Raw genomic sequence first — 23353 nt, 5'->3', positions numbered from 1 at the left:
CAAAAAACCCCCGCCCCCAAGTGGCTTCATGCTACAATAAATGGCAGTTTTTCCTGTCCCAGTGCTATGGTGACAAGTCTTTGAAATCCTGCCTTTTCTCCATCAGTGTGAACGGCCAGTGGCGATGCAGTACGAATGACAGCCTTTTTACAGCGGTAAATATGTACTCCATCGAATTTGACGTGTTCTCCTCTGAAAGCAGTCGGGAGAAGACGTAAAATGCGAAGTTTTGACATCTTTTCCACCAGACACAGATCCAGATAATCATCACTTGGATCAGCTTCAGGGCAGAACTTAAACCCACCACCCTCATACTTCAGATTCATGGCAGCAATAAAAAATACATCGTCAAATTCAAATTGACGACGATCATCCAACACCATACTTACCGGAGTAGAATGAAGAAGGATGAGCTGTTTTAAAGCAATTCCAAGATAAGTAAGTTTGCCAAGACCAAAATGATTTAACAGCTTTTTGAAACTGGAATTTACAGCTTCATGGCAGACTGCTGCATCGAAACCAATGCCGCTGCTGACAATAAAATGATATGTTTTTTCTGGCGTATGAGTACATCCGACGGTGACTGGCAGGACTTTTTTGGGATGTAGAATTGCCTGAAGAGCAGCAGAAGGGCTGCTCTTCAGATTCAGGCCTGCAGCCAGATCGTTACCGGAACCGGATGGGATGTAGCCAAACTGGATCTGACTGTAGTTTGTCAGACCGCTGATAACTTCGTTTGCTGTACCATCTCCGCCCACCGCAACAATCGTGCATGGTGCGTGACGGGAGGAAATCATATGGGCCAGTTCCTCGCCCTGTTTTTTGCGGCTGGTGAAGAAAACATGATATGGCACATGCTCACTACGCAGTAAATGTTCTACCGTCTGCCAGGTCTTCATTCCTTTCCCGGAACTGGAAGAAGGATTTACAATAAAATAATACATAACATAACCTCTCAAGAGCAGAATAAATGACATTCTGTTCCTTATCTGACATTATCATAGTATATCCGGCGGAAAAAGTAAATCTAAATACGTTGAATTCCATTGAAAATTATGGTATAAAAGAAGAAGTATGCGATTACATCGCGAGGAGATTAATTATCGGAGGCAGATTTATGGAAAAGGAAACAGTTTCCAAGAACTTTATTGAACAGATCATAGAGAATGATATTGCAGAAGGACATTGCCAGACAGTATGCACACGATTCCCACCGGAACCGAACGGATATCTGCATATCGGACATGCCAAGTCTATTTTATTAAATTATGGACTGGCTCAGAAGTATGGCGGCAAGTTTAATTTACGATTTGACGATACCAACCCGACAAAGGAAAAGATGGAATTCGTAGAGTCCATCAAGGCAGATGTGGCATGGCTGGGGGCAGACTGGGAAGATCGTCTGTTTTTTGCGTCAAATTATTTTGATCAGATGTACGAGGCAGCAGTAGCTTTGATCAAAAAAGGAAAAGCTTATGTCTGCGACCTGACGGCAGACCAGATTCGTGAGTACAGAGGAACACTGACAGAACCGGGAAAGAACAGTCCATACAGGGACAGAAGCGTGGAAGAGAACCTGCAGCTGTTTGAAGAGATGCGTGCTGGCAAGTATGCAGATGGAGAAAAGGTACTTCGTGCCAAGATCGACATGGCATCTCCGAACATCAATATGAGAGACCCGATTATTTATCGTGTGGCTCATATGACACATCACAACACAGGGGATAAGTGGTGCATTTATCCGATGTATGATTTTGCACATCCGATTGAAGATGCTATTGAGGGTGTGACTCATTCCATCTGTACGCTGGAGTTTGAAGATCATAGACCACTGTATGACTGGGTAGTACGCGAAGTAGGTTATGAGCATCCACCAAAACAGATTGAATTTGCCAAGTTGTACCTGACAAATGTAGTGACAGGAAAACGTTATATCAAAAAACTGGTAGAAGAGAAGATTGTAGACGGATGGGATGATCCTCGTCTGGTTTCCATTGCAGCACTGAAGAGGCGTGGATTCACGCCAGAATCTATTAAGATGTTTGTGGAACTGTGCGGTGTATCCAAGGCACAGAGTTCTGTGGATTATGCAATGCTGGAGTATTGTATCCGTGAAGATCTGAAGCTGAAGAGACCACGTATGATGGCCGCTTTGCATCCTGTGAAGCTGGTGATCGATAACTATCCGGAAGATCAGATCGAATATCTGGATGTGGTAAACAATCTGGAAAATCCAGAACTGGGATCCAGAAAAGTGCCGTTTGGTCGCGAACTGTATATTGACAGGGAAGACTTCATGGAAGTACCGCCAAAGAAATATTTCCGTCTGTTCCCGGATAATGAAGTACGTCTGATGAATGCTTACTTTGTAAAATGTGTAGGCTATGAGAAAGATGAAGAAGGCAATGTGACAGTGATTCACTGCACCTATGACCCGGCATCCAAGGGAGGGAACAGCCCGGATGGAAGAAAAGTAAAAGGAACGATTCACTGGGTAGCTGCTAAGACTGCTGTAAAAGCAGAGGTAAGACTGTACGAGAATATTATTGATGAAGAAAAAGGAGTATATAATGAGGATGGCTCCTTAAATCTCAATCCAGATTCTCTGACGATTTTGGAGGAATGCTATGTAGAACCTGCACTGGGCGAAGCAAAAGCATATGACAGTTTCCAGTTTGTGAGACAGGGATTTTTCTGCGTGGACTCCCATGATTCTACCCCGGAACATCCAGTCTTTAACCGTATTGTATCCCTGAAGAGCTCTTTTAAGCTTCCGGCGAACAAATAATAAAAAAGAAAATGCCCTGTTCACCGAAGTGAACAGGGCATTTAGCTTGTTCATTTACGCGAGTAGCGAGAAAAATCGCATGCTTGCATGCAGATTTGGCGAGCACCGCGATAACTCGAGAAACTCGCAAAGCGTGTTTCTCGTAGTTGCCAGTTGGAAACTATTCCAGTACATGGTTTAATCCCTGGGAAATAATCGTTGCAACATGAGCGTCGGCAAGGGAATAGTAGATCGTTTTGCCATCCCGGCGTGCTTTTACCAGATGCTTTTCCTTCAGAATGCGCAGCTGATGAGAAATCGCACTCTGTGTCATGGACAGACTGTCCGCAATATCACAGACACACAGTTCTCCATCAGAGAGTGTATATAAGATGCGGAGCCGGGTAGGATCACCGAAAACCTTAAATAAATCAGCCAATTGGTATAGATCATCGGTATCAATCTGTGGAACATGCAGATTCAGATGGTGGTGGTGTTCGCTGCAGACTTCCGTTTCAAAAAGTTGTTGTTTCATAGTACCCCCATGTCATTTGTTCAATTATTTTTTTCACTATAACACGCAGCAGCTTTTTTTTCAATAAAAAACCTGATTTCGATAAAACAGGTGAACAGGAGTATAAAATGTATTTTGACAGAATTACAGATTTCATCTTTCGGTCAGAAAAACCGGAGAAAGCAGATATGATCTTTATTCCGGGAAGCGGATATGGAGAATTAGCGCAGAAAGCAGCACAATTATATCAGGAAGGGTATGCAAAGAAAATAGTGGTATCTGGAAAATACAGCATTTTACAGTCACGATTTCAAGGAGCAGTTTCTCCTGCCAGATATCAAAATCTGTTATTTGAAACAGAAAGTGATTTCTTAAAACAGGTATTGTTGGACTGCCAGGTGAGGGAGGGGGATATCATCCAGGAAAAACGTGCAGCCTTTACTTACGAGAATGCGCTCTATATTCGGATGTTACTGGAACAAATGGAAGAAACCATACCGGAGAAGATTTTGCTGGTATGCCAGGCATTTCATGGAGCAAGGGCTGGAATGTATTTTCAAAGTGTATTTCCAGATGCGAAGATCTTAGTATGTCCGGCAGAGACACAGGGAATCAACCGGGAAAACTGGTATCAACAGGAACACGGTATCCGTATCGTTTGTGGGGAAGTAGAACGGATTGGTACCCAGTTCCCGGATATGATACTGGGACGGGAGCAGACGGAAAAAAGATGCAGAAAAAGCTGCCACAAAAGTGACAGCTTATAGAAAACTTAAAGATCAGTTCAGGTGCAGTACACAGGGCAAAATGACATGACGCAGAAAGCCAAGGATCAGAAGGTGCACAGGGTAGAACCAGTAAAAGAAATACTTCAGCTGCCGTCCACGTTCACCGTTATAGAACCAGATAGGAATGAAAGCGAGTGGGGCGACTGCTTCCCATGAAATCGTAATAGCGCCAAAGATAGCCTGAAGTTTGCGGTCCAGCCTGAGAGAATACAGAACAATGATCAAAAAGATTCCTTTATAATTGTAATCGGTATGCAAAAAGGCGGCCAGCCACAATCCACCTGCCGCTATGGCAATCTGCATGAGCAGGTTAAAATAATTCCCAAATCGGGTGATGGACTGGCGGTATTCAAATACAGACATTCCCATCATAACAAGCAATCCAATCAATAGAGTGAAATACACATTTTGGTGGGCATTGCGAATCAACTGATTGGAAAATGCATAATCAAAAGGAAGTTCGGAAATCAATGCAAATAAAAACATTCGAAATGCATATTTTTTTACGTTTCTTGTATGAAGAAAACCTTCTACCAGCAAAAAACAGAAAATGGGAAAAGCCAGACGACCGATATTACGCATATGCGGATAAATTATCTGACAAAAATCACCAAGCTGGCTCCCGTCAGGGAGCTTATGACGCAGGGGACCTACAATAGAGGCCCCACAGTGGTCAATCAGCATGGTGATAATGGCAAGCATTTTCAGTGTACCGCCGGAAAAGGAAACAACCGGCTTACGCATTAGTGTCACTTTCCTCCTCGATACGATCTGTATCTGTTTCAGATGTTTCTTCTGCTTCGGTATCTTCTTCATTCAGATCGATGTTCTCGTCGTCTTCTTCTGTTTCATAATAATCATCAGCATCTATATCATTGAATGTATTATTCTCGCCAAGGAAATCAAGCACTTTATCATACAACAGAGTATAACGCAGAGCATCTTCTCCGTTATCTTCTACAAAGGCATCTTTGGAATCGTATTCGTACAATTCCCAGTTGTCATCGATATAGCTGTTTAACTCATCATCTGTAATCGTCAGCTTTTCCTTATCTGCGATAACGCAAACCACCATCTTTTCATGAATGGCACTGAGTACATCATCTTCAATATCATAGTCTTCGCCGACCAGATCTGTCCATTCGATACCAAGCTGCTCTGCAAAAGCCTGATTATCAGATTCAACCTGCGTCTTAGTGGTATCATACAGCTCTTGTGGGTAGCCATCAAAAGAGGCATTGTCAACGGCCTGAGTAAGAGCATCGGCACACGCTGTGTAATGTGCATCATCATCATACTGTTCCTGAAGATCGGACTTTAAAGAGGCTTCAAATTCGGCAGTAGTATCAAAGCCATAATTATCCTGAACATAAGAATCATTATACTCCGGAAGAGTGACATCTGTAATTGAGTTGACAGTCACAGAAAAGACGGCTGTTTTTCCATCCAGTTCACCATCATAATCTTCTGGAAAAGTAACTGTGATATCATTTGTTTCCCCTGTCTTCATACCAACAATGCCGTCTTCAAAGTCAGAAAGAAAAGTACCAGAGCCAAGTTCCAGATCAAAGTCGGCATCAGAACCACCGTCAAATTCTGCGCCGTCAATCTTCCCGATATAATCAATATTAACAGTATCACCGTTCTGAGCTGCACGATCAGTGACCTCAGTATAGTCAGCATTGGCATACAGATCATTCTGGACTTCTTCCTGTACGTCATCATCTGTAACGGTTGTCTTGATCCGATCAATTGTCATACCGGTATAGTCACCCAGTGTGACATATTTTTCATAGGACTCAGAACTGTCATCTTTTCCGCAACCGGTCAGTGCAGAAGCAGTCAGAATAACAGCAAGGGAAAATAAATATTTTTTTTTCATAAATTTATCCTTTCTTTTGCAATTAGATAAATTTACTATATCATAAAATGATGGCGGATGTGTGAAAAATTGAAAATGAATTTGAAAATTAAAAAAATTATTGAGATTCCATAGAAAGCATGGTATACTAAATTAGCTAAAAATATAAGTTGGAGGAACAGTTTTATGAAACATATCAAAACATTAAATACACAGAGCCTGCAGAAAACACTGAAAAAAGGTGGTTGCGGTGAATGCCAGACATCCTGCCAGTCAGCATGTAAAACATCCTGTACAGTAGGAAATCAGAGTTGCGAAAACGCAAAATAGGAAAAGAAAATAGGTTTTACGAGATAAGCAGCGGATGTTTATTCGCTGCTTATTATCGGTTAGTGTATCTGTTCCGCACTTTCACAGTTGATGCGGAACAGTAAAATGAAAGGGGATAAATAGTGATACATCAGTATAAGAATAATGGATACAACATTGTGCTGGACACAAACAGTGGTGCAGTGCATGTGGTAGATGACCTGGTATATGATGTCATTGGACTTCTGGATCAGGGGAAAGACAGTGAATCCATTTGCCGAGAACTGAGTACTTCCTATTCTGATTCAGATGTGAAAGAGGCGATCAGCGAGTGCCATGAACTGGAAGAAGCAGGTCAGCTTTTCACAAAAGACATCTACAGAGATGCCATTATTGATTTCAAAGCACGTCAGACAGTTGTAAAGGCATTATGCCTTCATATTGCCCATGACTGTAATCTGGCCTGTAAGTACTGTTTTGCCGAAGAGGGAGAATATCATGGCAGAAGAGCACTCATGAGCTTTGAAGTTGGAAAAAAGGCACTGGATTTCCTGATTGCGAATTCTGGAAGCCGAAGGAATCTGGAAGTGGATTTTTTTGGTGGGGAACCACTGATGAACTGGCAGGTAGTAAAAGACCTGGTGAATTATGGACGAGAGCAGGAGAAGCTTCATGATAAGAAGTTCCGTTTTACTTTGACTACGAATGGAGTATTACTGAATGATGAAGTGATGGAGTTCTGCAATAAAGAGATGGCCAACGTGGTTCTGAGTATTGACGGAAGAAAAGAAATTCATGATCTGATGCGTCCGTTCCGCAAAGGAAAGGGAAGCTACGATCTGATCATTCCGAAGTTTCAGAAGTTTGCAGAGAGCCGGAACCAGGAAAAGTATTATGTGAGAGGTACCTTTACACGAAATAATCTGGACTTTTCCAAAGATGTCCTGCATCTGGCAGATCTGGGATTTAAACAGATCTCTGTAGAACCGGTAGTAGCGCAGGAATCAGAAGACTACAGTATCCGTGAGGAGGATATCCCACAGATCTGCGAAGAATATGACAAGCTGGCAAAAGAGATGATCAGGCGTGAAAAAGAAGGCAGAGGATTTAACTTCTTCCATTTCATGATTGACCTGACCGGGGGACCATGTGTCTACAAGAGACTGTCCGGATGCGGATCAGGTACCGAATACCTGGCCGTAACGCCATGGGGGGATTTCTATCCGTGTCATCAGTTCGTAGGTCAGGAAGAATTCCTGATGGGTAATGTGGACGAAGGACTAAAGAGACTGGATATTCGTGATGAATTCAAGTGCTGCAACGTGTATGCCAAGGAAAAATGCCGTGACTGCTTTGCAAGATTTTACTGCAGCGGAGGCTGTGCAGCAAATTCATACAATTTCCATGGAAGTATCAATGATGCATACGATATCGGATGTAAGCTCCAGCAGAAGAGAATCGAATGTGCCATCATGATCAGGGCAGCTCTGGCTGATTCGGAAGAGTCATAGGAGATGCCTGTCTCTAAAAAATAGAAAAGAGGAAAAGAAGATGAATAAGAACAAATCAATCGCAGTGATCATTGGCACCATTGTTCTTACGATATTACTGGGCTTTACCACGATTGTCGGTTTCGGACCAACAGGTACCGGTGCTGCCCGGAATATCATCACCGGTCTGGATCTGTCCGGCGGTGTCAGCATTACATACCGTGCCATCAGTGATGGTACCCCTTCTGCCGAAGATATGAAGGATACCATATACAAGCTGCAGCAGCGTGTTGCCGGATATAGTACGGAAGCACAGGTTTATCAGGAAGGCGATGACCGTATCAACATTGAGATTCCAGGTGTGACGGATGCCAATAAGATTCTGGAAGAACTTGGTAAGCCGGGTTCCCTGACATTCCAGACAGAAGATGGAACTACGGTTCTGGAGGGAACCGATGTGCAGACAGCTCAGGCTGCAACCTCCGCAGACAGTCTTGGAAACTCACAGAACGTGGTAGAGCTTCAGCTGACAGACGAAGGAGCAAAGAAGTTCTCAGATGCTACAGAAGCTAACATCGGAAAACGTATTTACATCATCTATGATAATCAGGTAATCAGTGCACCGACTGTTCAGTCTCATATTACAGGCGGTACAGCACAGATCACCGGAATGGCAGACCGGGAAGAAGCAGAGAATCTGGCATCTTCCATCCGTATCGGTTCTCTGTCACTGGAACTGGAAGAACTTCGTTCCAACGTTGTAGGAGCACAGCTTGGATCAGCAGCCATCAGCACCAGTATTAAGGCAGGAGCAATCGGTCTGATCATCGTTATGATCTTCATGTGTATTGTATATCTGGTACCTGGTATCGTAGCCAGTGTATCTCTGCTGATTTATACCGGACTGATTCTGGTATGCTTAAATGCCTTTGATCTGACACTGACGCTGTCTGGTATCGCAGGTATTATCCTTTCCATTGGTATGGCGGTAGATGCTAACGTTATCATCTATGCCCGCATCCGGGAAGAGATTGCAGATGGCAAGACAGTAAAAGTAGCTATTAAGATCGGTTTCCAGAAAGCATTATCTGCAATCTTGGATGGTAACATTACTACATTGATTGCAGCAGCGATTCTGGCATATAAGGGAACCGGAAGTGTACAGGGATTTGCGCAGACTCTTGCACTTGGTATTGTATTATCCATGTTCACAGCATTGGTAGTCTCCAGACTGATTGTGAATGCAGTCTATACACTGGGGATAAAAGATGCCAAATATTATGGAACTGCAAAAGAGAGAAAGGCCGTTGATTTCGTCGGAAAGAGAAAGATCTTCTTTATTGTTTCTATCGTAGTGATTCTTATTGGACCGGCAGGTATGCTGATGCATGAAAAAAATGACGGCAAGATTCTGAACTATAGTCTGGAGTTCATGGGCGGAACCTCTACCACAGTTACTTTCAATGAAGACTTCTCGATTGAAGAACTGGATGAAAAAGTATCACCAGTGGTACAGGAAGTAACAGGAGATGCCAACATTCAGATGCAGAAAGTAACCGGAGGCAATCAGGTCATCATCAAGACAAGAGAATTGTCTGTAGATGAAAGACAGGAACTGGAGCAGAAGCTGGTAGATGAATTTGGCGTAGATGCATCTACAATTTCAGAAGAAAGTATTTCTTCCACTGTCAGTGCAGAGATGAAATCTGATGCGATTGTAGCAGTGCTTATTGCAACCATCTGTATGTTGTTATACATCTGGTTCCGATTCAAAGATGTACGTTTTGCAACCAGTGCGGTCATTGCACTTCTTCATGATGTGCTGGTAGTGCTTATGTGCTACGTTGTACTGTGGATCAGTGTCGGTAATACCTTCATTGCCTGCATGCTTACTCTGGTAGGTTACTCTATCAATGCAACGATTGTTATCTTTGATCGTATCAGAGAGAATATGAAGATCATGAAAGGCAAGGATTATAAAGAGATTGTAAATGCCAGTATCACACAGACACTGACCAGAAGTATCTATACTTCTTTTACAACTTTTGTTATGATTGCAGTTCTGTTCATCATGGGCGTAAGCTCGATTCGTGAGTTTGCACTGCCTCTGATGGTAGGCGTACTTTGCGGTGGTTATTCATCTGTTTGTATTACAGGTCCACTGTGGTATGTGATGAAGACGAAGATCAAAGATAAAAAGAAGAAATAAGAATGAAACCAGCCCCGACAGCAATGCCGGGGCGTTTCTGATACATGGAAAAATACAGAAGAAAAATAGTTGTAACTGTGAAGGTACTGAACAGATATAAATAGTTTTCATGCGCCAGAAGCGCCCTGACAGAGATAAAATTTCAGAAGAAAGTGAGACAAGATGAAAAAATGGGTTGTAACTGCCAAACGGGCAGACTTTAAAGCAATAGGAGAAAAATACCACATCGATCAGGTGACGGCCCGTCTGATCCGTAACCGGGACGTGGTAGGAGATGAGGCGATCCGAGAATACCTGTATGGTACGATTGACGATCTGCATGATCCAGAGCAGATGAAGGGAATCGTTGCGGCTTCGGAGCTGATTCTGCAAAAAATCCGGGAAAATGCCAGAATTCGCATTATCGGTGACTATGACATTGATGGTGTGACATCCACTTATATCTTATATACTGGTCTGAAAAAGTGCAAAGCGGCGGTAGATTATGAGATCCCGGACAGAATCCGTGACGGATATGGGATCAATCGCCAGTTGGTGCAGGCTGCCTGGGAGGATGGGATCGACACAATCCTCACCTGTGACAATGGAATCTCAGCATTGGAGCAGATCGCCTATGCGAAAGAACTGGGGATGACAGTGATCGTAACGGATCATCATGAACTGCGAACCAGGGAAGAAAATGGAGAAATTCATGTCCTGATTCCAGATGCAGAAGTGGTGGTGAATCCTCATCAGCCAGACTGTCCGTATCCATACAAGGAGTTGTGTGGCGGCGCAGTTGCTTACAAGCTGGTGCAGGAACTATACCGGATGGCAGGATTCCCGGCTCAGGAGATCGAGGAGCTGATTGAATATGCAGCCATTGCCACGGTGGGAGATGTGATGAAGCTTACCGGAGAGAACCGGATTCTGGTAAAAGAAGGATTAAAAAGACTGAATCAGACACAAAATATCGGCCTGAAGGCGCTGATTCGAGCTAACGGACTGGATGGAAAAGAGATCAATTCTTATCATATCGGCTTTGTGCTGGGGCCGTGTATCAATGCCAGTGGACGACTGACTACAGCAAAAAAAGCACTGGAACTGTTGTTATGCAGAGATACGCAGAGAGCAGATGTACTGGCGGAAGAATTGCTGATGCTGAATTCAGAGCGAAAAGAGCTGACCAGGAAGGGCTATGAAGAAGCAGTGGAGCAGATTGAGTCCACATCGCTGAAAGAAGATAAAGTGCTGATCGTCTATCTGCCGGACTGCCATGAGAGTATTGCGGGGATCATTGCCGGCAGAATCCGGGAACGGTATTATCGCCCGGTATTTGTCCTTACCAATGGAGAAAAGTCGGTCAAAGGCTCTGGAAGATCCATCGAAGGCTATTCTATGTTCGAAGAGATGCAGAAATGCGATGAGCTGTTTCTGAATTATGGTGGACATCCTATGGCTGCTGGATGTTCTCTGGAAAAAGAAAATATACAGCCACTGAGAGAGCAGCTGAACAGAAATGCAAATCTGACAGAGGAAGATCTGATGGAAAAAGTCTGTATTGATGTACCAATGCCGATTGGATATATTACAGAGCATCTGATTGAAGAATTGAATGTATTGGAGCCTTTTGGAACGGCAAATAAGAAGCCGGTGTTTGCAGAAAAAGATGTTCAGATTCTGGGAGCACGGATCCTGGGACAGAACCGGAATGTGGTGAAAATGCAGGTGGCAGATTCTTCCGGAACAGTGATGGATGCACTGTATTTTGGAGATGTAGAAGTATTTCGCACTTATCTGGAGAAAAAGTACGGCGATACAGAGGTTGAGAAGCTGTTTCAGAACCGGAAGACCGGGATTACACTTTCTGTGATTTACTATCCAACAGTGAATGAATTCAGGGGACAAAGAACCATTCAGATCGTCATATCGGATTATCAATAGGACAAACCTGTGGAATGCTTGACAAACCACAGGGAAAAGCATAGAATGAAAAAAGCGAAAATTTACAGGAAACTGTATGAAATATAGGAGGAAAAAGGAATGGCTGTACCATACAATCACAGAGCCATCGAACAGAAGTGGCAGAAGATCTGGGATGAGGAAAAGGCATTTGCAGCGACAAATGACTACACAAAACCAAAATATTATGCCCTGGTTGAATTCCCATATCCATCAGGACAGGGACTTCACGTAGGACATCCAAGACCATATACCGCACTGGATATTGTGGCAAGAAAAAGAAGAATGCAGGGGTATAATGTGCTTTATCCAATGGGATGGGATGCATTTGGTCTTCCTACAGAGAATTATGCCATCAAGAACAAGATTCATCCGAAGATTGTTACGGCAAATAATGTAAAGAGATTCAAGGAACAGCTCCATTCTCTGGGTTATTCCTTTGACTGGGATCGTGAGATTAATACCACAGATCCAGAGTATTATAAATGGACACAGTGGATTTTCCTGAAGCTGTTTAAAGCCGGACTGGCTTACAAGAGCGAGATGCCGATTAACTGGTGTACTTCTTGTAAAGTAGGTCTGGCAAATGAAGAAGTGGTAAACGGTGTCTGTGAGCGATGTGGCGCACCGGTTGTACGTAAAGTAAAGAGCCAGTGGATGCTGAAGATTACCGAATATGCGGACAAGCTTCTGGAAGGTCTGGACCATGTGGATTACATCGAACGAGTGAAAGTATCTCAGAAGAACTGGATCGGTAAAAGCCAGGGCGCAGAGGTAGACTTTGCCATTTCAGGAAAAGATGACTATCTGACGGTTTATACTACAAGACCAGATACTTTATTTGGAGCAACTTATATGGTAGTATCTCCGGAACATCCAATGCTGGAGAAGTATCAGGCAGATATACAGAATCTGGATGCTATTCATGCATATCAGGAACAGGCTGCCAGAAAGTCTGATTTTGAACGTTCTGAGCTTGCCAAAGATAAGACTGGTGTGGTAATTGAAGGTCTAAAGGCTGTGAATCCGGTTAATGGCAAAGAGATCCCGATCTGGGTGTCTGATTATGTCCTGATGAGCTATGGAACAGGTGCTATTATGGCAGTACCTGCTCATGATACCCGTGACTGGGAATTTGCAAAGAAATTTGACCTTCCAATCATTGAAGTAGTAGCAGGTGGAGAGAATGTGCAGGAAGAAGCATTTACAGATGTTGCTACCGGTAAGCTGATCAATTCTGATTTCTTAAATGGAATGGAAGTGGCAGACGCCAAAAAGAAAATGATCGAATATCTGGAAGAGAAACACATTGGCCGTGGAAAGACCAACTTTAAGTTAAGAGACTGGGTATTCTCCCGTCAGCGTTACTGGGGAGAACCGATTCCGATTGTACATTGTGATAAATGCGGATATGTTCCGCTTCCAGAAAGTGAACTGCCTCTGGAACTGCCGGATGTAGAGAGCTATATGCCAACAGACAATGGAGAATCCCCTCTGGCAGCTATGAAGGATTGGGTAAACACTACCTGCCCTTGCTGTGGAGGACCTGCACAGAGAGAGACTGATACCATGCCTCAGTGGGCTGGTTCATCCTGGTATTTCCTGCGTTATACGGATCCGAAGAATACAGAAGCTCTGGCAAGTCCGGAAGCATTAAAATACTGGCTGCCAGTTGACTGGTATAATGGTGGTATGGAGCATACAACCCTGCATCTTCTGTACTCCAGATTCTGGCACAGATTCCTGTATGATCAGGGTGTAGTACCGACTCCGGAACCATATCAGAAGCGTACTTCTCATGGTATGATCCTTGGAGAGAACGGCGAGAAGATGTCCAAGTCCAGAGGAAATGTAGTAAATCCAGATGATATCGTGATGGATTACGGAGCAGATACCTTAAGAACCTATGAGATGTTCATCGGAGCATTTGACTTAAGTGCTTCCTGGTCAGAAAATGGTGTGAAAGGCTGCCGCAGATTCCTGGAGAGAGTATGGAAGCTTCAGGATGTCCTGACAGAAGGAGATACCTACAGAAGCAACTATGAGACCAGGATGCATCAGACGATCAAGAAAGTCAGCAATGACTTCGAGAATCTGAAGTACAATACGGCAATTGCCGCACTGATGGCTCTTCTGAATGATTTTGCCAAGGATGGCATCAATCATGCAGAGTACAAGACATTCCTGACACTGCTGAATCCGGTGGCTCCTCATATCACAGAAGAGATCTGGCAGGCCTGCGGATTTGAAGGACATCTGTATCAGCAGAAGTGGCCGGAATATGATGAAGCCAAGACTGTCGAGAATACCATAGAACTTCCGGTTCAGATCAATGGTAAGACCAAAGCAGTTGTAAAGCTGCCGCTGGATGTAGATAAAGAGACAGCCATCGCAGCAGGAAAAGAAGCCATTGCAGATAAACTGACTGGCACCATTGTAAAAGAGATCTATGTACCGAAGAAGATTATTAACATTGTACAGAAGTAACTATTCAGAACCCACTGTCCCGCGAGGTGTTTTGGCATGAAAATGCCAAAATCCCGAGACAGGCAAGGCAAAATCCCATCGCCGTAGGCGATTTTCAATGGATTTTGACTCGTAACTGTGAAGGTACTGAACAGTTACGTACAGAAATAATGAAAAGAACCCTGGAGTTTCAAAAAAGAAATTCCGGGTTTTTTTGTGAGAAGAATTGACAGCAAAATTAGAGAAAAGTTATAATAAAACAAACTTTCTCACAGGTTGTGCCGAAATTCATGCTCAGAAAATGTCTGAGCCGGAACTGGTAATTGGAGGGAGCGTTTATGCTCCATAAGAATGCCCGATTACCAGTGTCATAGAAGAAAATAAAACATCAGATAATCTGGGGATGATTAAGCTTCAGCAAAATGGCCATATCTGGTATGGAAAACATGATGTTTATAAAACCTACTACTTGTATGTGTTTTACAGATCAGACCGGACGATGTCTGAATTCTTGGGACAGTTCGGAATATGGGGCGGTGTATATCTGATTTTTTGCCTTGTTTTTTTGCTGGTTCTCCAATATCGCAGGAAAACAAAGCTGCAGCAGCTGCTAAAAATGATAAGCAGATATCAGAAACACAAAAGCCTTAACAAGTGAAAGTTTTTTTGATATACTGAACAGGAAAGTGATATACATATTGCATATTTTTCAGAAAGATGAGGATAATTCTCATGGCATTAGACGGACTGGTGATTGCCGGGATGGTACAGGAACTGAATGCCTGTATTCTGGGCGGCAGAATTAATAAAATTGCGCAGCCGGAAGCGGATGAGCTGATGCTTACGATCAAAAGCGACAGACGTCAGCAGTACCGGCTGCTGATCTCTGCGGGAGCCAGTCTCCCGCTGATCTATTTTACAGAACAGAATAAGACAGCACCCCTGACAGCACCGAATTTTTGCATGCTTTTGCGTAAGCATATCGGAGGCGGAAAGTTTACCAGAATTTGGCAGCCGGGGATGGAACGTATTATTAATTTTGAAATTGAGCATTTAAATGAGCTGGGAGATATCTGTCATAAGACCCTGGTTGTGGAGATCATGGGAAAGCATTCTAATATTATTTTCTGCAGCGAAGAGGGGATGATCATTGACAGTATTAAACATATTTCCTCCCAGGTCAGTTCTGTCCGGGAGGTGCTTCCTGGACGCACTTATTTTATTCCGGAGACTCAGGAAAAATTAAATCCTCTGGATTATGAAAGCAGGGATTTTATTGCGGCAATCTCATCCAAACCGATGCCGCTGGCGAAAAGTATTTATTCTTCTATGACAGGAATCAGCCCATTGATTGCGGAAGAGATCTGTCATCGGGCTTCTCTGGACTCTGGCAGAAGCGCAAACAGCTTCTCAGAAACGGAACTGATTCATCTGGAGCATCAGTTTGATCTGGTGGTAGATACAGTGAAATCAGGTCAGCTGACACCGAACATTGTATATGAGGAGCAGGTACCGGTAGATTTCAGCGTGGTGCCACTTACCCAGTATGGTGATTTCCGGGAAGAAAAGTTCGATACGGTATCTGGTATGCTGGAACATTTTTATGCGACACGAAATGTGATTACCCGTATTCGTCAGAGATCTTCAGATCTGCGCAGGGTTGTGCAGACGGCGCTGGACCGCAATCGGAAAAAGTATGATTTGCAGCAGAAGCAGTTGAAGGATACTGAGAAGAGAGAAAAGTTCCGGGTTTATGGGGAACTGATCAATACTTATGGATACAATCTGGAAGAGGGCGCAAAAAAGCTGACCTGTCTGAACTATTATGAAAACAAAGAGATCACCATTCCTCTGGATGAGACAATGACTGCTCAGGAAAACGCACAGCATTATTTTGAAAAGTATAATAAATTAAAAAGAACCTATGAGGCATCTGTCAAGCTGATTGAGGAAACAAGATCAGAGATAGAGCATCTGGAATCCATCAGTACGGCACTGGATATTGCACGTTCAGAAGAGGATCTGGTGCAGATTAAGGAAGAACTGATTGAGTATGGATATATCAGGCGTCATTATACAGGTAAAAAAGTAAAGATTACTTCCAAACCGTTTCACTATATTTCATCTGATGGCTATCATATGTATGTGGGCAAGAACAATTTCCAGAATGAAGAACTTACCTTTAAGGTAGCTGCGGGAAATGACTGGTGGTTCCATGCCAAGGGCTGTCCGGGATCCCATGTGATTGTGAAGACCAATGGAGAGGAACTGCCAGACCGGACCTTTGAAGAAGCAGCAAGACTGGCGGCCTATTACTCTAAGAACAGAGGCGCAGAAAAAGCGGAAATCGATTATATAGAACGGAAGTTTGTCAAAAAGGTTGCCGGAGCCAGACCAGGATTTGTCATATATCATACCAACTATTCTATGCTGGTACCTACGGATATTACCGATATTAAGGAAGCAGCAAAATAAGAACAAATCCAATTGACGCTTACTGGAAATTGATTTATAATAACTTAACGTGGCTATTTAGGCCACAAAATAAAAAGGATGAGTAGATATCATGATAAAAAGTATGACTGGTTTCGGCAGAGCTGAGAATCTGCAGGGGAACCGCAAGTTTACAGTGGAAATGAAAGCTGTGAATCACAGATATTTTGATGTCAGTATTAAGATGCCAAAGAAGCTGAGCTTTTTTGAATCAGCGATTCGTACTCTGCTGAAGACATATATGCAGAGAGGCAAGGTAGATGTTTTCATTACTTATGAGGATTTCACGGAAGAGAACGTATCTCTGAAGTACAATGAAGCCATTGCTGCACAGTACCTGAAGTACTACCGCCAGATGGCAGATACGTTTGGTTTGCGGGATGATATCAGTGTATCTGTGTTGGGACGCTGCCCGGAAGTCTTTACCATGGAAGAACAGACTGTAGATGAAAAAGAGATCTGGGCTGTTCTGGAAGTGGCATTGAAGCAGGCCTGTGAGCAGTTTGTAGAGAGCAGAATCACAGAAGGTGAGCGCTTAAAAGAAGATCTGTTTGATAAGCTGGATGGCATGATCAGGGACGTGGATGCCATTGAAGACCGATATCCGCAGATTATGACAGAATACCGGGAGAAGCTGACACTTAAGGTGGAAGAACTGCTGGGGGATGCGCAGATGGAAGAAGGCAGGATTGCGGCGGAAGTCATTTTATTTGCAGATAAGATCTGCACAGACGAAGAGACAGTGCGTCTTCGCAGCCATATCGAGAGTATGAGAGAAGAACTGTTAAGTGGTGGAAGCGTAGGAAGAAAGCTGGATTTCCTCGCCCAGGAGATGAACAGAGAAGCGAATACGATTCTTTCTAAGGCGAATGATCTGGAGACATCCAACCGGGCCATTAATCTGAAAACCGAGATTGAAAAAGTCCGGGAACAGATACAAAACATCGAATAGGAGAAAGTTTTTTGGCGAGATTAATGAATATCGGGTTTGGAAATGTGGTAAATACTGCTAAGATTGTGGCGGTAGTCAGCCCGGATGCTGCACCGGTAAAGCGTATGGTGCAGAATGCCAAACAGATTGGAAAAGTAATAGACGCAACACAGGGAAGAAGAACAAAATCTGTGATTATTACAGAAGAAGATCACATTATTTTGTCTGCGCTGCAGCCAGAGACACTGGTAAAGAGATTTCATTTTAATGCAGATGAGCTGAAGGGAGAGACAGATGAATTGTAGATCAAAAGGTATTTTGCTGGTAATTTCAGGATTTGCCGGTACCGGAAAGGGTACCCTGGTGCAGGAACTGCTAAAAAGATATGATAATTATGCGTTATCGGTATCTGCAACCACACGAGATCCCAGACCAGGGGAAGAAGATGGTGTTCATTATTTCTTTAAAACAAAAGAAGAATTTGAGCAGATGATTCAGGAGAAAAAACTGATCGAGTACGCCTGCTATGTGGGTAATTATTATGGTACGCCGAAGGAATATGTACAGGAACAGCTAGAAAACGGAAAAGATGTGATCCTTGAGATCGAGATTCAGGGGGCGCTGAAGATTAAAGAGCAGTTCCCGGAGACATTGTTACTCTTTATGGTTCCGCCAAGCGCTCAGGTGCTGGAAGACCGGCTCAGAGGAAGAGGAACAGAAACAGAAGAAGTGGTGCAGAAAAGGCTTCGCCGTGCAGTAGAGGAAGCAGAATTCATTGAAAAATATGATTATCTGATTGTCAATGATGACCTGGATACCTGCATTCATGAGGCACATGAGATTATTCAGAGCCAGCATCATCGCGTAGATCAGAGAACAGAATTCCTGTCAGATCTGAAACAGCAGTTAAAAAGATTTTTATAAATAAATAGAAGGATAATATTGAGGAGGAAAAATTTATGTTACACCCATCTTACACAGAATTAATTAAAGTTGTAAACAGCGAGGTAGAGGACGGAGATACTCCTGTAGTAAACAGCCGGTATTCCATCGTTCTTGCAACTGCCAAGAGAGCACGTCAGATTATTGATGGAAAAGAACCGATGTCTATGCCGAAGATTCACAAACCACTGAGTATCGCAGTAGATGAATTGAATAAGGGGCTGTTGAAGATTATGCCGGAATCTGCAGAAGAAGAGGCAGAAGCAGCAGAGATTAACCTGACAGATGAGCTGCAGGAAGAACCAGTGGTTCTGGAGACGGTTGCAGAGGAAGCAGAAGAAGAGTAAAAGGATTCTGCGCAGGAGGAAAAAGAATGGAAAATGGCAGAGAAGTGAAGAAAAGTTTCTGTCTGCTTTCGGTTGCTTACATTGTGATGGGACTGGTACTGGTGATCTGGCCGGATATATCCGTGCATACCTTCTGCTTTGTATTTGGAATAGGTATGATCATCTTTGGCGGTGCACATATGATTCTGTATTTCACAAAGGATCGTTTTATGAATGTGATGCAGCCAGATCTGGTCATAGGAGTGGTGTGTATCTCTACAGGTTGTTATATTCTGCTTAAAATGGAATATATGCTGGAGATCATACCTTTTGCCATGGGAATCGTTGCGCTGCTTGGAGGTATTGTAAAGATACAAAGTGCCATGGATCTGAAAAAGCTGGGTGCTGTCAGGTGGTATATTATGTTGATATGGGCACTTGTTCTGCTGGCGATGGGAGCCATACTGGTGGCAAATCCATTTGACGAGCAGCAAAAGGTGGTAGTGATCCTTACAGGAGCATCTCTTCTGACAGATGGAATCGGTAATCTGGTCAGTATTTTCTGGACGGGTATCCGTTTCCGCAGATTGAAGAGAGTGCCGGCTGACCCGTATGCCGTATCTTCCAGAGGCGCAGATATTATTGATATGGAAGAGACAGAAGTGTCTGAGGAAAATGCGAAAAGCGAAAGCAGGAAGCATACGAAAAAGGAAAAGAGCAGCAAGATTGTGGGAAGAAGTACTTTTTTCCGTAAAAAAGCAGCCAAAGAGGGGCAGTCAGATGATCTTCCGGTATATAAAGACTGCGAGACAGAGATTGCAGAAACTGTGACCGACGCAGAGGATGAGCAGATGACTGATACAGAGAGTGCGGCAGATATTGAGCCAAATGAGACAGAAGAAAGCAAGATGGAAACAACAGAACCGGTGAAGGAGATAACAAAGACACCGGATGAGGAGTAGCGGATGAATATTTTATTCATATCACTGGGATGTGACAAGAATCTGGTTGATTCAGAACAGATGCTTGGTCTTTTGACCCAGAAAGGATTCACACTGACAGATGATGAGACACAGGCTGATGTGATAGTGATCAATACCTGCTGTTTTATACATGATGCCAAAGAAGAAAGCATCCAGAATATTCTGGAAATGGCAGAATATCGTAAGTCAGGACGTTGTAAAGCTCTGATTGTGACGGGATGTCTGGCACAGCGCTATAAGCAGGAGATTATTGATGAAATTGAAGAAGTGGATGCAGTGATTGGTACTACAGCCCATGATGAGATCTTTGAAGTAATTGAAAAGACGCTGGCAGGTCAGAAAGAACTGGATATACAGGATGTAGACAGACTGGTAGAGATTGATGCAAAGCGAGTGGTGACTACGGGGGGTCATTATGCTCATCTGAAGATCGCAGAAGGATGCGACAAACATTGTACGTATTGCATTATTCCAAAGATCAGAGGAAGCTATCGCAGTGTGCCTGTGGAACGACTGTTAAAAGAAGCACAGGATCTGGCAGATCAGGGCGTGAAAGAACTGATTCTGGTAGCACAGGAGACTACTCTTTATGGCGTAGATCTTTACGGTAAGAAATCACTTCACATCCTGCTGAAGAAATTATGTGAAATCAAAGGAATTCGCTGGATTCGTGTATTATATTGCTATCCGGAAGAGATCTACGATGAGTTGATCGAAACGATCCGGGATGAGAAAAAGATCTGTCATTACCTGGATCTCCCGATTCAGCATGCAAGTGACCGGATCTTGAAGCGAATGGGCAGACGTACCTCCAGAGCACAGCTGAAAGAGATCATTGAAAAGCTCAGAAGAGAGATACCCGATATTGCACTGCGTACTACATTGATCACGGGATTTCCTGGTGAGACCCAGGAGGATCATGAAGAACTGATGGCTTTTGTGGATGAGATGGAATTTGACCGTCTGGGTGTATTTACTTATTCTCAGGAAGAGGATACACCGGCAGCGTCCATGGAAGATCAGATCGATGAAGAGGTGAAAAAGAACCGTCAGGAAGAATTGATGGAGCTTCAGCAGGAAGTATCTCTGGATAAAAATGAGGAAAGGATCGGAAGAACGATGCTTGCCATGGTAGAAGGATATCTTTCTGATGAGAATGTATATGTGGCCAGAACCTACGCTGATGCACCGGGAATCGACGGGTATCTGTTTATCGATACAGCTGAGACACTAATGTCCGGTGACTTTGCAAAAGTAAAGATTACAGGCGCTTTGGAATACGATTTGACAGGAGAGTTGGAAGATGAATTTGCCTAATACGCTAACAACCATAAGAATGATTTTAATTGTACCTTTTGTTATGATTATGCAGATTACTCCAGATGGAAATGGAAGATTTGCAGCATTGGCAATTTTCATCATTGCCAGTATGACAGATTTCCTGGATGGCTATATTGCCCGCAAGAACCATCTGGTGACGAACTTTGGAAAATTTATGGATCCACTGGCAGACAAACTGCTGGTCAGTGCAGCAATGATTTGTCTGGTTTCCATGGATCGACTGCCGGCATGGATGGTTATTATCATCATCAGCCGTGAATTCGCCATCAGTGGTTTCCGCCTGATTGCAGCAGATAATGGAATTGTAATAGCAGCAAGCTGGTGGGGAAAATTCAAGACGGTATCACAGATGATCATGATTATATTACTGATTGCAAACCTTGGAGGGATCTTTACTATTCTGGAGCAGATCTTCATGTGGGTGGCACTGATACTGACAGTTGTCTCTCTGGCAGATTATATCTGGAAGAATAAGAAAGTATTAAACATGCAGTCATAAATATAATTGCATAAAACAGGTCTGAAAAGCAGGCCGGAACTCAGGTGGAGGGTATGATGGATATAGAGTTGATTTCCGTAGAAGCAGATTTGTTACTTGCAGCAGATTCTGACAGGCAGGCGGCTTACGTTATGGAAAAATGTGCACAGCTTGGAGCTCCTGTAGTGAGTCGCATGAATGTAACGATGGAGAATACACATCTGACAGAAATCATTGCGCAGGCATGGAAGCGTTCTTCTGTGGTAATGATAATCTGTCAGAATGGCAAAGATCTGAAAACAGTGAGAAAGCTGATTGCAGAAAAAGTGCTGAATCGAAAAAATGATGAGCTGGCTGAGCAGGATGTCCTTTTAGAACGCCACGGTGGCAGTTATGCCGGAGTGATCCTGAAAGAGGAAGAAAAAAAGCTGATTTTACTTCCAGAAGAGGAGCTGCAGTCTATATTCGAACAGGAATTATTCCGTATGCTTCAAAAAGAACTGAAGGATACCGTATATTCAGCAACTGTGAAGATGTGTGGTATGGAAGAGGCGGAAGTCAGAAAGCTGATTGCAGAACTGAAAGAGAAGAACCCTGCAGTGGAGATGACGCTTACTGTCTATATGGGTGAGATACAGATCCGAATGATGACCGGTTCCACAGAAGATCATTCAGCAAAAAAAGCATTGAAACCAGTGTTGAAGACTTTTCAGGAAAAATTTGGTGCTTACATTTATGCAACCAATGATACAGTATCTCTGGAGGCTTCTGTACTTGACCTGTTAAAGGAACGAGAGCTTACTTTGACAACAGCAGAGTCACTGACGGGAGGACTTCTGGCAGCTCGTTTCACAGCAGTGCCGGGAGCATCAGAAGTATTTAAACAGGGCTTTGTAACCTATTGCAACAGAGCAAAGAGAAAGCTCCTTGATGTTAAGAAAACGACTTTGAAAGAATACGGAGCGGTCAGTGATCGCACCGCAAAAGAAATGGCAAAAAATGGTGTGTTCGCCACCGGTGCGGATGCCTGCATTTCTCTTACAGGACTGGCCGGACCGGCAGCGGAGGAAGGAAAGCCAGTTGGTCTGGTTTACATTGCCTGTTGCTATAAGAACAGAACGGTGGTACGGGAATGTCATTTTAAAGGTGATCGTCGCCAGATACGGGAGCAGTCAGTGGTACAGGCATTGCTGCTGCTTCGAGAATGCATCCTTGCGGATCAGTAACTGGTTCGATGTTGCATTTGCTGCATAAGAGCAAACAGACGATCCATTTTCGCCTGTTCTTCCGGTGACTTATCCTTTTTGAGAACAGTCAGGATAAGCTGCATTTCCTGATTTGAAAAAGAAATCGATTGTTTACCAGTACGTGAAGCTGCTGCCATGAGAAATGGCAGCAGCTCTTTTTGCCCCAGCCCATGTCCCTGTTCTGATAAGGATGCCAGTGTCTGAAGCTTTTGCGTATCAATACCTGCAAGTTCTTTGTCGTGTATCCAGTTGTGATCCATAGCTGAA

General features: G+C 43.5%; 21 protein-coding genes. 16 read left to right on the top strand and 5 right to left on the bottom strand.

Features of this window, described 5'->3' with window-relative positions:
• Positions 1-26: 26 nt before the first annotated feature.
• On the bottom strand, positions 27-944 hold the full coding sequence (locus OCV47_RS01585; RefSeq protein WP_262653286.1) for a diacylglycerol/lipid kinase family protein: 918 nt from the start codon (positions 942-944) through the stop codon (positions 27-29).
• A 173-nt stretch (positions 945-1117) separates the two neighbouring features.
• Between OCV47_RS01585 and OCV47_RS01580 the strand changes: the two genes are divergently transcribed.
• Positions 1118-2788, top strand: a complete 1671-nt coding sequence (locus tag OCV47_RS01580) for a glutamine--tRNA ligase/YqeY domain fusion protein (protein ID WP_262653285.1) — start codon at positions 1118-1120, stop codon at positions 2786-2788.
• A 160-nt stretch (positions 2789-2948) separates the two neighbouring features.
• On the opposite strand, the gene OCV47_RS01575 is transcribed toward OCV47_RS01580, so the two are convergent.
• Complete coding sequence (locus OCV47_RS01575; RefSeq protein ID WP_262653282.1) at positions 2949-3302, bottom strand: ArsR/SmtB family transcription factor; 354 nt, start codon at positions 3300-3302, stop codon at positions 2949-2951.
• A 107-nt stretch (positions 3303-3409) separates the two neighbouring features.
• Here OCV47_RS01575 and OCV47_RS01570 point away from each other — a divergent pair, with 107 nt between their 5' ends.
• Positions 3410-4048, top strand: a complete 639-nt coding sequence (locus OCV47_RS01570) for a YdcF family protein (RefSeq protein WP_256296547.1) — start codon at positions 3410-3412, stop codon at positions 4046-4048.
• Between the two features lie 12 nt (positions 4049-4060).
• Here OCV47_RS01570 and OCV47_RS01565 read toward each other — a convergent pair whose 3' ends face one another.
• Complete coding sequence (locus OCV47_RS01565; RefSeq protein ID WP_262653280.1) at positions 4061-4813, bottom strand: conjugal transfer protein TraX; 753 nt, start codon at positions 4811-4813, stop codon at positions 4061-4063.
• A complete protein-coding gene (gene tig / locus OCV47_RS01560) occupies positions 4806-5951 on the bottom strand; it encodes a trigger factor (RefSeq protein ID WP_262653278.1) in 1146 nt (381 codons plus the stop codon). The genes OCV47_RS01565 and tig overlap by 8 nt, the downstream gene beginning before the upstream one ends.
• Positions 5952-6116: 165 nt before the next feature.
• On the opposite strand from tig, the gene scfA reads away from it, so the two are divergent.
• The 14 genes from scfA to OCV47_RS01490 all read left to right on the top strand — a co-directional run bounded on the left by scfA (position 6117) and on the right by OCV47_RS01490 (position 23065).
• Positions 6117-6260, top strand: a complete 144-nt coding sequence (gene scfA / locus OCV47_RS01555) for a six-cysteine ranthipeptide SCIFF (RefSeq protein ID WP_117449070.1) — start codon at positions 6117-6119, stop codon at positions 6258-6260.
• Positions 6261-6382: 122 nt separating this feature from the next.
• A complete protein-coding gene (gene scfB, locus OCV47_RS01550) occupies positions 6383-7750 on the top strand; it encodes a thioether cross-link-forming SCIFF peptide maturase (RefSeq protein ID WP_262653275.1) in 1368 nt (455 codons plus the stop codon).
• A gap of 40 nt (positions 7751-7790) precedes the next feature.
• Positions 7791-9938 (top strand): protein translocase subunit SecD, encoded by a 2148-nt coding sequence (gene secD, locus OCV47_RS01545; RefSeq protein ID WP_117449068.1) that lies wholly within the window; start codon positions 7791-7793, stop codon positions 9936-9938.
• A 162-nt stretch (positions 9939-10100) separates the two neighbouring features.
• Positions 10101-11861, top strand: a complete 1761-nt coding sequence (gene recJ, locus OCV47_RS01540) for a single-stranded-DNA-specific exonuclease RecJ (RefSeq protein ID WP_262653273.1) — start codon at positions 10101-10103, stop codon at positions 11859-11861.
• A 99-nt stretch (positions 11862-11960) separates the two neighbouring features.
• Positions 11961-14366: a leucine--tRNA ligase gene (gene leuS, locus OCV47_RS01535; protein WP_256296529.1), complete on the top strand. Its 2406-nt coding sequence runs from the start codon at positions 11961-11963 to the stop codon at positions 14364-14366.
• Between the two features lie 711 nt (positions 14367-15077).
• Positions 15078-16820: an Rqc2 family fibronectin-binding protein gene (locus tag OCV47_RS01530; protein ID WP_262653272.1), complete on the top strand. Its 1743-nt coding sequence runs from the start codon at positions 15078-15080 to the stop codon at positions 16818-16820.
• Positions 16821-16911: 91 nt separating this feature from the next.
• Positions 16912-17790, top strand: a complete 879-nt coding sequence (locus OCV47_RS01525) for a YicC/YloC family endoribonuclease (RefSeq protein ID WP_262653269.1) — start codon at positions 16912-16914, stop codon at positions 17788-17790.
• Between the two features lie 11 nt (positions 17791-17801).
• Positions 17802-18074 (top strand): DUF370 domain-containing protein, encoded by a 273-nt coding sequence (locus OCV47_RS01520; RefSeq protein WP_317244126.1) that lies wholly within the window; start codon positions 17802-17804, stop codon positions 18072-18074.
• Positions 18064-18693: a guanylate kinase gene (gene gmk, locus OCV47_RS01515; protein WP_117449064.1), complete on the top strand. Its 630-nt coding sequence runs from the start codon at positions 18064-18066 to the stop codon at positions 18691-18693. The genes OCV47_RS01520 and gmk overlap by 11 nt, the downstream gene beginning before the upstream one ends.
• 35 nt (positions 18694-18728) lie before the next feature.
• Entirely contained in the window at positions 18729-19058 is a 330-nt protein-coding gene (gene rpoZ, locus OCV47_RS01510; protein WP_117449063.1) for a DNA-directed RNA polymerase subunit omega, read from the top strand.
• A gap of 26 nt (positions 19059-19084) precedes the next feature.
• Positions 19085-19999, top strand: a complete 915-nt coding sequence (locus OCV47_RS01505) for an HdeD family acid-resistance protein (RefSeq protein WP_262653267.1) — start codon at positions 19085-19087, stop codon at positions 19997-19999.
• A gap of 3 nt (positions 20000-20002) precedes the next feature.
• The gene (gene rimO, locus OCV47_RS01500; RefSeq protein ID WP_262653266.1) at positions 20003-21337 is read left to right on the top strand and encodes a 30S ribosomal protein S12 methylthiotransferase RimO; all 1335 of its coding nucleotides are present in this window, start codon (positions 20003-20005) and stop codon (positions 21335-21337) included.
• On the top strand, positions 21324-21860 hold the full coding sequence (gene pgsA / locus OCV47_RS01495) for a CDP-diacylglycerol--glycerol-3-phosphate 3-phosphatidyltransferase (RefSeq protein WP_117449060.1): 537 nt from the start codon (positions 21324-21326) through the stop codon (positions 21858-21860). The genes rimO and pgsA overlap by 14 nt, the downstream gene beginning before the upstream one ends.
• 53 nt (positions 21861-21913) lie before the next feature.
• Positions 21914-23065: a nicotinamide-nucleotide amidohydrolase family protein gene (locus OCV47_RS01490; RefSeq protein ID WP_262653264.1), complete on the top strand. Its 1152-nt coding sequence runs from the start codon at positions 21914-21916 to the stop codon at positions 23063-23065.
• Here the strand turns inward: OCV47_RS01490 and OCV47_RS01485 are convergent.
• Positions 23059-23346 carry a hypothetical protein gene (locus OCV47_RS01485; protein ID WP_262653262.1) on the bottom strand — a complete coding sequence of 96 codons (288 nt, stop codon included), beginning with the start codon at positions 23344-23346 and terminating at the stop codon, positions 23059-23061. The genes OCV47_RS01490 and OCV47_RS01485 overlap by 7 nt on opposite strands.
• Between the last annotated feature and the right edge of the window lie 7 nt (positions 23347-23353).

This window comes from Muricoprocola aceti (assembly GCF_025567005.1).
GTDB classification, from domain to species: Bacteria; Bacillota; Clostridia; order Lachnospirales; family Lachnospiraceae; genus Marvinbryantia; species Marvinbryantia aceti.
The sequence above is the reverse complement of the archived record's forward strand: the minus strand, read 5'-3'. Positions and strand labels throughout refer to the sequence as shown.